Source organism: Leclercia adecarboxylata, assembly GCF_035787115.1.
Lineage (GTDB): Bacteria > Pseudomonadota > Gammaproteobacteria > Enterobacterales > Enterobacteriaceae > Enterobacter > Enterobacter adecarboxylatus_E.
Genome location: NZ_JALKTL010000002.1, coordinates 278,170 through 292,136, shown reverse-complemented (window position 1 = coordinate 292,136; position 13,967 = coordinate 278,170). Strand labels below are relative to the sequence as shown.

Sequence of the window (13,967 nt, the reverse complement as noted above, 5' to 3'; positions counted from 1 at the left end):
TCGGAAAGCGCCTCGCAAATTTGGTTTGTAATTCAGGCGTATTGAAAAATCATCTTGCCGTTCGAACATAAGTTACCTATTTTCTGGCTAACGGATCCGTTAACAAGCAACTTCACCATTAATCCATGATTTAAAAGGGAAATATCATGAAAAAGTTATCTTATGAACGGATCTATCAATCAGCGAAATACCTTTCCCCCCTTGGCGATGTTCAGTATCGCGCTCTGTTTGGCGGCTACACGCTGGCAGTAGATGACACGGTGTTTGCCATGGTGTCTGAAGGGGAGTTATACCTGCGCGCTTGTGAGGAGAGCGCCCCCTACTGTGTAAAACACGCCTCTTCCTTCCTGTCGCTGGTGAAGCGTGGGCGACCGGTTTTGTTGAACTATTATCGCGTCGATGAAGGACTCTGGCAGGATCGGGAGAAACTTCTGCAACTCTCCTCGTTCGCGCTGGAAGCGGCGCGGCGGGAGCGCTGTGAACGCTACAAACGCGAGAGGTTGAAAGATTTACCCAATCTCACCTTTCAGCTTGAGATCCTGCTGGTCGAGGCAGGTATCACAACTGAAGAAGCATTACGTACGCTGGGAGCTGAACAGTGCTGGCTAAAGATCAGAGCGCTGAACAAGCACCTGAGTTACAAGGTGCTGTTTGCGCTGGAAGGGGCAATCACCGGGCTACACGTCGCAGCGCTCCCGGAGATAAGGCGCCGGGAGCTTGTTGAATGGTACAAAAGACTGCCGGTAGAGAAGAGCCCTCATTCCGGCAGTTGATTAACGTGCTGCTGTAAGCGACAAATTTCTGGCAGCAACGCGATGAGCAGACCAATTTGCTGCAGAACCAGAGGGGCTTTGCTCTCGGCTCCCGGCTCAATATGCGAAATGCGTTGCGCCAGTTCGGTTAATGCCTGCTGAACACGAGGCTCATCCGCCGGACGTTGATGAAGCGCATCATCAACGTAGCAAACCGCATCATCGAGCAATGCCAGAACAGCGGGGCTGGTTAGCCGCTCGCGGTGTGCACCCAGCGCGGAGATGTAGCTGGTAAAAGTATGATTCAGGCAGAGCAGACGGAACGCGACTTCACGGGTCTGCGCTGTTGCCCGCGGCTCTGTGGACATATTCGACACCACCGAGGCCAGCTCCGCGTCGCGGTTATAGGCGTCACGTCGGGCGATACGGTACGCCAGGCGGTTATCGCGTCCCTGGTGATACTGCTCCAGGATGGCATCAAGATAACGGCAGTTGGCGTTCATAGCCTGATCCAGCACGCGTGGCAGATTACGGAACCGCCAGTCCGGCCAGATGAAGCTCACCGCGGCCCAGGCAATGGCGCAGCCAATCAGCGTATCAATAATGCGCGGCAGGGCCACCTCAAAGCCTTCTCCGAGCAGGTTGAAACAGAGCAGCACCAGCAGGGTGATAAACATAGTGGCGTGCGCATACTGCACATTGCGGAATGCAAAAAACAGTACCCCAGTGATCACAATCAAGATCAGCTGTCCTTCCAGCGAGGGGACAAAGTAAAGGATGGGTAAACCGATAGCCACCCCAACCAGGGTGCCCAGAATACGCAGCGCAAGTCGATGGCGGGTGGCGTTGTAGTTGGGCTGACAGACAAACAGGCTGGTGAGCAAAATCCAGTAGCCATGATCGAGCCCGGTTACTTGTATAAAGGCATAGCCAATGCAGAGCACCACCGACATCCTGACCGCATGGCGAAAAAGCGCCGATTCCGGGGAAAAATTGCGGCTTAAGCGCAGCCACATATCGCTAAAACCATGCAGGCTGTCATCAGCAAGCTGGTTTTCCACCTCATTGCCAGGAGTAGCCAGCGCCTGTTCGGATTCAATGGTGGCGAGCTGGGCATCAATGGCGCGTAAATTACTTAACAAAAATCCCAGCGCTTTCATCTGTTCGGAAGAGGTACCGCTGGCCTGAACGCGGTCAAGTGCCGCATCCAGGTGCGTAAACGCGCGTTCAAATCGCGGATCGTGTTGATAAGGTGTGCGCAACAGGATAGAGCGTGACAGCTGCTGGCAGGCGTGCGACTGCATGGACAACAGGCGCTGAAAGCGAAACATAACGTCGCTGTAGCGAAACTTCTCTCGCAGATCGGCGTACTGAATATGCGATGAACTGGCGCGCTCGTGGATATCCTGCGCCACAAAGTAATAGTGCAAGGTTCGGCGGGTGCCGCGCTGCCCGCGGTCGCCACGTAAACGGGTGAGTAACGAGGCTTTAGTCTGGTTCAGCGTTGTCACCAGTTGTCCGTTCGCCAGCGCCAGATCGTACAGCGGCGCCTGGCCATCATCTTCTATATCAGGATCGAACAGCCGGGACTTTAACTCCAGATAATGGGCCAACTGCTCATAGCTGCGGGCCAGATTATCCTGTAGCGGGCGAATAGGAAAAATAAGATGACCGGCAAGCGTCAGCAGGTTATACCAGACTGCACCCAGCAACAGCAGCACCGGCTGTTGATACCACTGGTCGTACAGCGACACCCCCAGCATGGTGTAGATGGCAATAAGCAGCGCGCCAAAGGCGATGGTGGCGTAGCGCTGGCCCAGCCCACCCAGCAGGATGAAAACGCTGGTGGAGAGCGTCAGCCCGATCGCGAAAAACCATGGCCACGGAAAGAGCAGCTCAACGGACGCCGAGGCGATAAAAAAGCAGATCAGAGTGATGACAAGATTACGTAGCCGACCGGTGAGGCGGTCGTCCAGATCCGCCAGTGCTCCGGCGACCACCCCCAGCGTTAGCGGGATGGTCAGCTTCACCTCGCCTAACCACCAGGGTAAGGCGGTGCTGCCACACAGGGCAATAAATATCCTGGCATTGTAGAGCCAGGCGCTGTTCAGGGTGTAGCGGCGTAGCAGTGGGCTTAGCATGAGCGCGCGGGATCCTTGTTACGGAAAACGACGGCGGGCGTTAGCTTCCCGCGCGGCGCGGGCTACTTCCACCGGCACAACCCGGCGTCCGACAGGCCACAGGGCGATGGCGGCAATTTTGAAATTGGCGATCCCGACAGGAATGCCGATAAGAGTGAGGCACTGCGCGATCCCTGCCGCAATATGCATCAGACACAGCCACCAGCCGAAAAAGATCAGCCACAGAATGTTAAGCAGCGTTCCGCCGGTATTCAGCAGCGCGCTTTTGCTGTCAGGCTCCAGTTCGTCCACGTGAACCGCCTCGTTACCGTAAGGAACCAGCGAAAGTTTAGTGATTTCCCAGCAGGAACGCGTCAGCGGCAGGGTGAAGACCAGAACCACGCTGATAAGCGTCGCCAGTAGCCAGGAGAGAGTGGTGGCAAAACCGCCAAGCACAAAATTCAAAATATTCAGAATGGTACGCATAAAACCTCAATTCTTTCCGTAATGTTGAAGTCCTGCTGATTGTAACGTTTTTTTGCGCTGGAGCACCTGAAAACTGGCAGTTAAACTGTTATGCAATTATTCACGTCGTGGATCAGGCTGGACATGGAACTGAAAGCAACATCGTTAGGCAAACGCCTGGCACAACATCCGTACGACAAAGTCGTTCTGCTCAATGCCGGGGTTAAAGTCTCAGGCGAACGTCACGAATATCTCATCCCCTTCAATCAGCTGCTGGAGATTCACTGCAAGCGTGGCCTGGTCTGGGGCGAGCTGGAGTTTGTTCTGCCCGATGAAAAAGTGGTGCGACTGCATGGTACCGAGTGGGCAGAAACCCAGCGTTTTTACCGCCAGCTGAACACGCACTGGCAGCAATGGAGTGCTGAAATGAGTGAGGTTGCAGCTCAGGTGCTGCACAACGCGCTGAATGATATTGCTGCAACCAATGAGCAAAACAGCTGGTTGACGCGGGAAAAAACGCTCGGCCTGCAACAGAAAATTCGCCAGGCGTTACAGGCCTTGCCGTTATCCGTCTCGCGGCTCGACGAGTTTGATAACTGTCGTGAAGCCTGGCGTCAGTGTCAGGCCTGGCTAGAGGATCTTGACCAGAGCCGGCTGGCGCACAATCAGGCGTGGACTAACGCCATGCTCAGCCAGTATGCCGATTTCTTTGCCGGTGTTGAGTCGTCTCCCCTTAATCCGGCCCAGGCCCGGGCAGTGGTGAACGGCGAACCCTCGTTGCTGGTGCTGGCAGGGGCCGGTAGCGGCAAAACCTCGGTGCTGGTGGCGCGGGCAGGCTGGCTGCTGGCGCGCAATGAAGCCTCTGCCGATCAGATTTTACTCCTGGCGTTTGGTCGTAAGGCAGCCCAGGAGATGGACGAGCGGATCGAGGCGCGGCTGCATACCCGCGACATTACCGCCAGGACGTTCCACGCCCTGGCCCTGCACATCATCCAGCAGGGTAGCAAAAAGGTGCCGGTTGTCAGCCAGCTTGAAAATGACACCGTGGCGCGCCAGAAGATATTTATCGATGCCTGGCAGCAGCAGTGCAGCGAAAAAAAAGCGCAGGCCAAAGGCTGGCGCCAGTGGCTGGAAGAGGAACTCAACTGGAGCGTGCCGGAGGGCAGCTTCTGGCAAAACGAGAAGCTGACGCGCCGACTGGCTCCCCGGCTCGATCGCTGGGTGAGCCTGATGCGGATGCACGGTGGCGCTCAGGCCGAGATGATTGCCGGTGCGCCGGAAGAGGTACGTGCGCTGTTCTCTAAGCGGGTGAAGTTAATGGCGCCGCTGCTTAAGGCGTGGAAAACCGCCCTGAAAGCGGAGAACGCCGTTGATTTTTCCGGGCTGATTCATCAGGCGATCGTGATTCTGGAGAAAGGCCGCTTTATCAGCCCCTGGAAACACATTCTGGTGGACGAGTTTCAGGATATCTCCCCCCAGCGCGCGGCCCTGTTGGCGGCGCTGCGGGCACAAAACAAACATACCACTCTGTTCGCGGTGGGCGACGACTGGCAGGCGATCTACCGCTTCAGTGGCGCGCAGTTGTCTCTGACGACGGCATTTCACCATTACTTTGGCGAAGGCGATCGCTGCGATCTGGACACCACCTACCGATTCAATAACCGGATCGGTGAGATCGCCAACCGGTTTATCCAGCAGAACCCGCATCAGCTGGCTAAACCGCTGAACAGCCTGTCGGCAGGCGATAAAAAAGCGGTCACGCTGCTGGCAGACGATCAGCTTGATGCCCTGCTGGATAAGCTGAGCGGTTACGCAAAAGCGGATGAACGTATTCTGGTGCTGGCGCGTTATCACCATCTGAAGCCTGCCAGCCTGGAAAAAGCCGCGACCCGCTGGCCGAAATTGCAGCTGGATTTTATGACCATCCACGCCAGCAAGGGGCAGCAGGCAGATTATGCGATCGTGGTGGGGTTACAGGAAGGAAGCGACGGCTTCCCGGCGCCTGAGCGCGAATCGGTGATGGAGCAGGCCCTGTTGCCCGCGGTGGAAGATTTTCCCGATGCCGAAGAGAGGCGCTTGCTGTATGTAGCGATCACCCGCGCCCGGCACCGCGTCTGGCTGTTGTTCAACAAAGAGCAGCCTTCACGCTTTGTCGACATACTGAAAGAGATAGATGTGCCGGTGGCACGTAAACCCTAGCGATATTTTGCCCGGCGGCGAGACGCTTACCGGGGGGATAGGCCGGGTAAGGCGAAGCTGCCACCCGGCGATGCCAGCATTTACTTCAGACGTTCAGCCAGATAGCGCTGATAATCGGGGATCAGGATCTCGACAGGCGAATTGAACTGCGGGGACTCGATGATAAAGTCCGCCGTAGACAGATTGGTGGCAACCGGAATATTCCACACCGTGGCCAGACGCAGCAGGGCTTTTACGTCAGGATCGTGCGGTACCGCGTTGAGCGGGTCCCAGAAGAAAATCAGCACATCAATCTTACCTTCCGAAATCTGCGCACCCACCTGCTGATCGCCGCCCATTGGGCCGCTCAGCATGGCATTTACCTCAAGTCCGGTCTCGCGATGAATCAGGTTGCCGGTAGTGCCCGTTGCCGAAAGCCGATGCTGTTCCAGCAGGGATTTATGACGCTGAACCCAGTTGAGCAGCATCTGTTTGCAGTGATCGTGCGCCACCAGGGCGATATGTTTGCGTTCCGGCAGTGTGCGGGTTGTGAGTTCCATAATCTCTATCCGTTAGTTAACTGGCTACAGATTACTGGAAGCATCTGACGCTGCAAGAGAAAGGGGTAAAAAATGCGGCTCAGGACGAGGGTTGCTGCTTCGCCCATTGCAGGAAACGGCTGCGGGTTTCCGGATCGGCCTGGGCAAACCAATATTTGAGGCGTTGCTCCGTCATGCTCTGGGATTGCGGTGGCGGCATGTCCAGCTCAGACACGCCAGATAACAGCGTACTGTCATCTGCCATGGTGGTGGAAAACTGCGGTATCGAGGCGCTCTGTCCGGCTTTGTTATAGCGCTCGGTATCGTACTCATAATTTACGCCGTTTGGCGTATTGGTGATCGCCAGAATATCCAGCTTGACCGGAATAGGGGTCGCATCGCCGTCCAGTAATTCAATTTGCGGTGTTTTATCAAAAAGTTGTGACTCTTTTTCTGTTTCCAGCCGCGGAAGGCTAAAATTAACCTGACTGATCCGCTGGGTGTTAAAGCTGGCGACCAGGGGAGGGGAGATATAGATCCGCTCCTCGTGATTGCCAAGACGAATGGTTTTTTCTACCCGGAAGACAATCTGATGCGGGCCATTGTCCAGTTCTATGCTATCGGCACCGCGCAGCAGAGAGCTGGAGACTTTTTTCCCATCAAGCACCAGCAGGTCGATGTCCGTAGAGAGCCGCAGCGTTGTGGCAAAAACGCAAACCGGCATGAGCAGCGCAAACAGACTCCAGGCAATGCCGGCTTTCATAGAGGGCCCTCTTAAAAGACATGCGTCATGAATAATGTATCAAAATTTTTCGCTAATCATATTTACTAACATATAGACATATTCTGGCAATTTGCCCTCATACAGACGTATGGGATGAAAGTTGCTTAATAGCATTGATACCCAGTCTGGACGAGCCAGGAGGAATAAATGAAAGAGAACGATATCGCTGAGATCCTTACCACCACCCAAACCATCGCGCTGGTGGGAGCAAGTGATAAACCAGATCGCCCCAGCTACCGGGTGATGAAATACCTGCTGGATCATGGCTATCACGTGATTCCGGTTTCGCCAAAAGTGGCAGGTAAAACATTGTTAGGTCAGCAGGGGTACGGTACCCTGGCAGAAGTACCGGAAAAAATCGATATGGTGGATGTATTCCGTAATTCCGAAGCGGCCTGGGGCGTCGCTCAGGAGGCGATTGCAGTCGGGGCTAAAACGCTGTGGTTGCAGCTCGGCGTGATTAATGAACAGGCGGCGGTGCTGGCACGCGACGCAGGTATGAATGTGGTGATGGATCGCTGCCCGGCGATTGAGATCCCCCGCCTTGGAATTGTGAAGTAAAAAAAACCCGGTCAGCCACAGGCTACCGGGTTTTTTGTTAGTTGCGCAGGCGTGGGGCCTGCAGCTGTCTGCGGATCGTTTGCGCCAGTTCATCCATCGATGGCTGTTCAGGATGTTCATCCTGCTGTTCGCTACTTAACTGGGCTTCGGCAAGATAGGTATGCACAGCCTGGCCATCGTCATCTTCCATAACCACGTGATACCAGGGCGCGGCGCGGAGCTCTGCGTTTACCGCCAGCTCATCCGCTGACGGTTCGTCGAGGGAATATTCCGGGTCGATATCCACGACCACGCCCAGATAACCTAACAGGGAGTGGCGGACCTGCTGGCCGATACCGAATTTGCTGGCAATCATAGTCACCTCCCGGGAAACGTTACTTACACTATAGGTGTGGGCAACATTCCACTTTTCAAGTTACATGATGCGACAGGCAAATCCTTTCAGATACAGCCCTTCCGGATAGGTAGCGATCACCGGATGATCGGCCGCCTGACGGAACTGCTCTATAAATTGTACATCACGACCAGCATCTACAGCGGCATCTGCGATAATTTTCTGGAATAATTCGGTGGTCATCAGGCCAGAGCAAGAGAACGTCAGCAGCACGCCGCCAGGGTTGAGCAGCTGGATTGCGAGCATGTTGATGTCTTTATATCCACGGCAAGCGCCCATCAGCTGATTTTTATTCTCCACAAACTTAGGCGGATCCATCACGATGACGTCAAACTTCTCGCCCTGGTCGCGGTATTTGCGCAGCAGCTTAAAGACATCGTCGCGCACAAACTCAGCTTTGCTCAGATCCAGCTTGTTCAGCTCAACGTTCTGCTTCGCCACGTCCAGCGCTTCCTGAGACGTATCGACGCTTACCACCTGACGACACCCGCCCATCAGGGCCGAAACCGCAAAGCCGCCGGTGTAGGAGAAGCAGTTCAGCACGCGCTTGTCGGCCACGTACTGGCGAGTTGCCAGACGGCTGTCGCGCTGATCGAGGTAGTAACCGGTCTTATGGCCTCCCTGAATATCCACCAGCAGTTTCATGCCGTGCTCTTCAATGGGCAGCAGGGCAGGCGGCAGTTCGCCGGTGACCGGCCCCTGAGTCAGCTCCATACCCTCTTTTTTACGCACCGCGACGTCGCTGCGATCGTAAATGGCGCACGCCGGATACAGCGTCTGCAGGGCGCTGATTAATGCCGCGCGCTGATATTCGGCGCCCGCGCTTAGCAACTGCAGCACCAGGAAATTGCCGAAACGGTCAATGGTTACGCCCGGTAAACCGTCGGATTCACCGGCGATAAGACGATAGCTGTCCAGCCCGTCGCGTTTTGCCAGCCAGTCGCGCCACTGCTGCGCCTGCTGCAGACGGCGGACAAAGAAATCGATATCAATGGATTCATCTTTATCGAATGTCCAGACGCGCGCCCGGATCTGCGACGCGGGCGAGTATGCGCCACGCGCTAACCATTTCCCCTGGTGGTCAACGATATCGATGGTTTCACCGAGGCTGGCTTTGCCTTCCATACGCGCAACCGCGCCGGAGAAGACCCAGGGATGACGGCGCAGCAATGACTTCTCGCGCCCTTTGGCTAACACTAAACGTACACTCATAATTTTCTGTTCTGTCGATTCCAGGGAAATGGCGCGTAGAGTAGCACAGATGGTCAGGGGCAATCATCTGCGGACACTATTGAGCGTTTCGGCACATTTTAAAATCGCTCAGGCACATTCTCCATTCGCAACGGGCTTTACAGTGTGGTTTCCGGTTCAGCAAAAGGACACAACAATGAAAAAGCACGTTACCATTGCCGCCATCACGCTGGCGACAATCAGTTTTACGGCTTCTGCGGCCCTGTCGTTTAGCCTCAGCAGTCAGGATATCGCCGACGGCCAGGCGTTAACCTCAAAGCAGGTCTTTGCGGGTTTCGGCTGCCAGGGAGAAAATACCTCGCCGCAGCTGGCCTGGCAGCATCCACCGGCGGGCACAAAAAGTTTCGCCATTACCGCGTACGATCCTGCCGCACCCACCGGCAGTGGCTGGTGGCACTGGACGCTGGTCAACATTCCCGCAGAGACGCTGAGTCTGCCCGCTGGCGCCGGGAAAACGAACAGCGATAAATTACCCGCGGGCGCGGTGCAGGGGCGCAATGATTTCGGTTATGCTGGTTTTGGCGGGGCCTGTCCGCCTGAAGGGGATAAACCGCACCCTTATCAGTTCACCGTCTGGGCGCTGAACGTAGACAAACTGCCCATCGACGATAATGCCAGCGGCGCGCTGGTCGGCTTTATGCTCAACAGCCACGTGCTGGCCAAAGCACAATTAACCGCAACATACGCACGATAAAAGGTGGCCCGGTGCAGGATTTTCATTTTCAACATAAACATCTGACGGCGGCCGAGGTCAATGCCAGCAAAATGCATCGCCTGCACCATGTTAAGCTTTTTTACCCGGCTATTTGCCACATTACCTACGGCAGTAAAGTGATTATCCAGGAGGAGAGGCGCCTGGTGGCCACGCCGGATGAACTGATTATTATCCCGGCCAATACCCCAATGGAAATCATTAATCAGCCTGCGCAGGGAGTGTTTCACTCCGATCTGTTGCTGCTATCGCCCGATATTATTGCCGGGTTTAAGACGCGCTATTTGCAATCCTGGCCGCGTGCCAGAACGGACTCGTTATGTGCCCCGCTTAGCGAAGGGCTGGCCTTTATGTGGGATAACCTGCTGCATGCGGTGCGGCACGGTTTTTCGGATGAACTGCAAAAGCATCAGGCCCACGGGCTCCTGCTGGCGCTGCTGCACGATGGGGTGGCAGGCCCGCTGCTCATCGAGCGAAACAGTAATCTGACCGAACAGGTGCGGCATTTCATCATGCTGGCTCCCGCCAGAGCATGGACGGCGCAGGATATTGCCAGCCGTCTGGCCGTAAGCGTGCCGACCTTACGTCGACGCTTACGGGAAGAGTCGCAAAGTTTTCGCCAGATCGTGGAAGAGGTGCGTATGGCGGTTGCGCTCTCTCAGCTCCAGTCGACCCGCCTGCCCATCGGCGAGATCGCCATGCAGTGCGGGTACCTGTCCAGCTCCCGTTTTACGGCCCGTTTCCGCCAGCATTACGGCTGTTTACCCAAAACGCTGCGCTAAACCTGTAGCCATTATTTGCTATTCTTTGGGTTCAGGCTCAGGCATGGATAAGGGGAAGGAGTATGGCAAACGTCTGCATCATCGCGTGGGTTCACGGCACGGTTCAGGGGGTTGGCTTTCGTTACAGCACGCAGCGTGAAGCCAAGGAGCTTGGGCTGACCGGTTACGCGCGCAATATGGATGACGGAAGCGTCGAGGTGGTGGCCTGCGGCGAGGCGGAACAGGTTGATAAGCTGCTCGCCTGGCTGAAAGCGGGCGGGCCACGCATCGCGCGGGTTGAGAAGGTCCTGTCAGAACCGCATCAACCCGAGCGGGAATACATGAATTTTGGTATTCGCCATTAAATGCACTTCACGGGCTTAGGCAGACCGGCGATTTTGGTCGCCTGTTTTGCCGGGCCTTTCGGGAACAGGCGATACAGATAGCGGCTGTTGCCTTTCTCCTCGCCATACTTATTGGCCATTGCTTTTACCAGCATGCGGATGGCGGGGGAGGTGTTAAATTCCAGATAGAAATCGCGCACGAAGCGCACCACTTCCCAGTGCTCTGGCGTCAGGGCGATAGACTCTTTTTCGGCAATGACAGCCGCCAGACCTTCGCTCCACTGGCTGGTCTCTTTCAGATAGCCTTCGCTATCGGTCTCAATCTCTTTACCTTCAAAGTTCAGCATAATCATCACGGGTTTAACAAAAACCGCGGCAGTTTACCAAAAAAGAAAGCCCCGCATAAGCGGGGCTCATTATACAGCACTGTCGGTTAATCGCGGCTGGCGAAGCCCAGGATGCTCAACAGGCTGACGAAGATGTTATACAGCGACACATACAGGCTCACGGTGGCGCGGATGTAGTTGGTCTCGCCGCCATGAATGATGTTGCTGGTTTCCATCAGGATCGCTCCGGAGGAGATCAGGATGAACACTGCGCTGATGGCCAGATGCAGGGCCGGCAGCTGCAGGAAGATGTTCGCCACCATCCCGATCAGCACCACCACGATGCCCGCCATCAGCATACCGCCGAGGAAAGACATGTCTTTGCGGGTGGTCAGCACATAGGCGGAACAGCAGAAGAACACCAGCGCCGTACCCCCCAGCGCCAGGCCGATCAGATCGCCCATACCGGCAGACAGGTAGGTGTTAAGCATTGGTCCCAGGATGTAACCCAGGAAACCGGTGAAGGCAAACGCGGACAAAATACCAACCGGTTTGTCAGCAGTTTTGTAGGTCAGGAACATCAGACCGTACATCCCCACCAGCGTCAGGATCAACCCCGGAGACGGCAGCATCAGCACGGTGCTGGCGGTTGCCGTGAGCGCCGAGAAGGCCAGCGTCAGGCTGAGCATAAAGTAAGTATTGCGCAGCACCTTGTGGGTGCTGAGTAGCGATGTGCGGTCGCGTGAAGAACTAATAATACGATCCATGAGTCACTCTCTTATGACAGATGTAATTAACGGCAAGAATAGGAAACGATGCGCCAGTTACAAAGTGGTTTTACCCATCTTTACTCAGCACCTTAGGGGTCGCCATAGCATGAAATTTTACACAACGACCTGAAAGCAGAGCGAACTCCGGTTCATCAGGATTAATCAGATCAAGCTCTTATAGGTCACTGAAATATATTGCCTTATTACAGCCGCAGCGCTAAGAGTTATTTTGCATCGTCAAAACTAAACAATAAGGCGAAGGACATGAAACCCTCATCACAAGCAACATTTACGCTCTCTTTGCTGACGGCAGGCATTCTTTGCGCAAGCGCAACGGCGTTTGCTGCCAGCGTACCGGCAGGAACAGCGCTGGCAGAGAAGCAGGAGCTGGTCAGGAATAATGGCAATGAACCGGCATCGCTCGATCCGCATAAAGTCGAAAGCGATGTCGAATTTAATATTATCAGCGATTTGTTCGACGGGCTGGTCAGCGTCTCGCCGCAGGGAGAGATCCAACCGCGGCTGGCTGAGAAATGGGAGAACAAAGACAACACCGTCTGGACCTTCCATCTCCGTCCGGGCATTACCTGGAGTGACGGCACGGCCATTACCGCCCAGGATGTAGTCTGGAGCTGGCAGCGGCTGGTGGATCCTAAAACCGCCTCGCCGTACGCCAGCTTCCCGGGCAATATGCATATGGTCAACGCCGCCGATATCTCAGAGGGTAAAAAGGCCCCCGATACCCTGGGCGTCAAAGCGCTGAACGACACCACCCTGGAAGTGACGCTGAATCAGCCCAACGCGGCGTTCCTTGCCATGCTGGCGCACCCGTCGCTGGTGCCGATCGATAAGGTGCTGGTCGGTCGCTATGGCGATAAATGGTCCAGGCCGGAGCACTTTATCGGCAGCGGAGCCTATACGCTCAAGCAGTGGGTCGTCAACGAGCGGATTGTCGCCGGGCGCAACCCGCGCTACTGGGATAACGCCCATACGGTGATAAACCAGGTGACATACCTGCCCATTACCTCTGAAGCCGCCGACGTGAACCGCTACAGGGCGGGTGAAATCGATATCGTTTATACCCTGCCCATCAACCAGTTTGCTCAGCTGCAAAAAACGCTGGGCAAAGAGGTGGATGTCTCGCCGCAGCTGGCAACCTACTATTACCAGTTCAATACCTCCCGTCCGCCGTTTAACGATCCGCGCGTCCGCAAGGCGCTAAACCTTGCGCTGGATAAAGAGATTATCGCCGGGAAAGTTTTGGGGCAGGGGCAGCGTCCGGCGTGGGTCATCAGTCAGCCGGATATCGGCGGGGTCAAACTACAAAACCCCGATTACGCCAGCTGGCCAATGGATAAGCGCATCGCTGAAGCGAAAAAGTTGCTGAAGGAGGCGGGCTTCAACGACGGCCACCCGCTCAGCTTTAATCTTCTGTATAACACCTCGGAGTCACACCAGCGGATTGCTATCGCCGTCAGCTCCATGTGGAAGAAAAACCTCGGGGTGGAGGCGAAGCTACAAAACCAGGAGTGGAAAACCATGCTGGACACCATGCACACCCATAATTTTGATGCGGTGCGCTACGCCTGGATCGCCGATTACGACGATGCGGCCACCTTCCTGAATAACTTCCGTACCGGCGACAGCCAGAACACCACTCAGTACAGCAATCCGGCCTATGACGAAGCGCTGGCAAATGCCGCAAAAGCCAAAACCACCGCCGAGCGCGGTACATATTACCAGCAGGCTGAAGATTTGCTGGCGCGGGATGTTCCGGCGATCCCGGTCTATCACTATGTGCGCACCCACCTGGTCAAGCCGTGGGTCGGTGGATTTACGCCGGACAAGCTGGGGTACTACTACACGAAAGATATGTACATCAAAAAGCACTGAGCGATTATCGCGTGATTTTGTGCTGATAAAATGGTCAGAATGTTGGCTATTCAACCGATTAAACGCATTTTGACTATTTTTCAGGCGAACGATCGCGGGCACGCTTTACAGGGCGCC

15 protein-coding genes are annotated in these 13,967 nt (G+C 55.4%); 7 read left to right on the top strand and 8 right to left on the bottom strand.

Annotation, left to right across the window (positions count from 1 at the left end; all coding sequences use genetic code 11):
• Positions 1-146: 146 nt before the first annotated feature.
• Entirely contained in the window at positions 147-773 is a 627-nt protein-coding gene (locus MXM41_RS08880; RefSeq protein ID WP_325931293.1) for a TfoX/Sxy family DNA transformation protein, read from the top strand.
• Here MXM41_RS08880 and yccS read toward each other — a convergent pair.
• Positions 758-2,893 carry a YccS family putative transporter gene (yccS, locus tag MXM41_RS08875; RefSeq protein ID WP_325931292.1) on the bottom strand — a complete coding sequence of 712 codons (2,136 nt, stop codon included), beginning with the start codon at positions 2,891-2,893 and terminating at the stop codon, positions 758-760. The two genes, MXM41_RS08880 and yccS, sit on opposite strands and share 16 nt — an antisense overlap.
• An 18-nt stretch (positions 2,894-2,911) precedes the next feature.
• Positions 2,912-3,358, bottom strand: coding sequence for a YccF domain-containing protein (locus tag MXM41_RS08870; protein WP_325931290.1), 447 nt, complete (start codon positions 3,356-3,358; stop codon positions 2,912-2,914).
• 123 nt (positions 3,359-3,481) lie between these two features.
• On the opposite strand from MXM41_RS08870, the gene helD reads away from it, so the two are divergent.
• Positions 3,482-5,536 carry a DNA helicase IV gene (helD, locus tag MXM41_RS08865; RefSeq protein ID WP_325931289.1) on the top strand — a complete coding sequence of 685 codons (2,055 nt, stop codon included), beginning with the start codon at positions 3,482-3,484 and terminating at the stop codon, positions 5,534-5,536.
• A gap of 80 nt (positions 5,537-5,616) precedes the next feature.
• Here helD and mgsA read toward each other — a convergent pair whose 3' ends face one another.
• Positions 5,617-6,075, bottom strand: coding sequence for a methylglyoxal synthase (gene mgsA / locus MXM41_RS08860; RefSeq protein WP_325931288.1), 459 nt, complete (start codon positions 6,073-6,075; stop codon positions 5,617-5,619).
• Between the two features lie 79 nt (positions 6,076-6,154).
• Positions 6,155-6,817, bottom strand: coding sequence for a curli synthesis inhibitor (gene csgI / locus MXM41_RS08855; protein WP_325931286.1), 663 nt, complete (start codon positions 6,815-6,817; stop codon positions 6,155-6,157).
• 168 nt (positions 6,818-6,985) lie between these two features.
• Between csgI and MXM41_RS08850 the strand changes: the two genes are divergently transcribed.
• Entirely contained in the window at positions 6,986-7,399 is a 414-nt protein-coding gene (locus tag MXM41_RS08850) for a CoA-binding protein (RefSeq protein ID WP_325931285.1), read from the top strand.
• 37 nt (positions 7,400-7,436) lie between these two features.
• Here the strand turns inward: MXM41_RS08850 and hspQ are convergent, their stop codons facing one another.
• Together hspQ and rlmI are read right to left on the bottom strand one after the other, a co-directional pair.
• Positions 7,437-7,754, bottom strand: coding sequence for a heat shock protein HspQ (gene hspQ, locus MXM41_RS08845; protein ID WP_039029433.1), 318 nt, complete (start codon positions 7,752-7,754; stop codon positions 7,437-7,439).
• Positions 7,755-7,814: 60 nt separating this feature from the next.
• Positions 7,815-9,005, bottom strand: coding sequence for a 23S rRNA (cytosine(1962)-C(5))-methyltransferase RlmI (rlmI, locus tag MXM41_RS08840; protein WP_325931284.1), 1,191 nt, complete (start codon positions 9,003-9,005; stop codon positions 7,815-7,817).
• 175 nt (positions 9,006-9,180) lie between these two features.
• Between rlmI and MXM41_RS08835 the strand changes: the two genes are divergently transcribed.
• The 3 genes from MXM41_RS08835 (at position 9,181) to yccX (ending at position 10,882) form a co-directional block, all read left to right on the top strand.
• A complete protein-coding gene (locus tag MXM41_RS08835) occupies positions 9,181-9,738 on the top strand; it encodes a kinase inhibitor (RefSeq protein WP_325931283.1) in 558 nt (185 codons plus the stop codon).
• 11 nt (positions 9,739-9,749) lie between these two features.
• Complete coding sequence (locus MXM41_RS08830) at positions 9,750-10,538, top strand: helix-turn-helix transcriptional regulator (RefSeq protein WP_325931282.1); 789 nt, start codon at positions 9,750-9,752, stop codon at positions 10,536-10,538.
• Positions 10,539-10,600: 62 nt separating this feature from the next.
• Positions 10,601-10,882, top strand: a complete 282-nt coding sequence (gene yccX / locus MXM41_RS08825) for an acylphosphatase (RefSeq protein ID WP_325931280.1) — start codon at positions 10,601-10,603, stop codon at positions 10,880-10,882.
• Here the strand turns inward: yccX and tusE are convergent.
• The gene (gene tusE, locus MXM41_RS08820) at positions 10,879-11,208 is read right to left on the bottom strand and encodes a sulfurtransferase TusE (protein ID WP_032617485.1); all 330 of its coding nucleotides are present in this window, start codon (positions 11,206-11,208) and stop codon (positions 10,879-10,881) included. The two genes, yccX and tusE, sit on opposite strands and share 4 nt — an antisense overlap.
• Positions 11,209-11,294: 86 nt before the next feature.
• Complete coding sequence (gene yccA / locus MXM41_RS08815) at positions 11,295-11,954, bottom strand: FtsH protease modulator YccA (protein ID WP_032617416.1); 660 nt, start codon at positions 11,952-11,954, stop codon at positions 11,295-11,297.
• Positions 11,955-12,221: 267 nt separating this feature from the next.
• Here yccA and MXM41_RS08810 point away from each other — a divergent pair, with 267 nt between their 5' ends.
• The gene (locus tag MXM41_RS08810; RefSeq protein ID WP_325931278.1) at positions 12,222-13,850 is read left to right on the top strand and encodes an ABC transporter substrate-binding protein; all 1,629 of its coding nucleotides are present in this window, start codon (positions 12,222-12,224) and stop codon (positions 13,848-13,850) included.
• Positions 13,851-13,967: the final 117 nt, after the last annotated feature.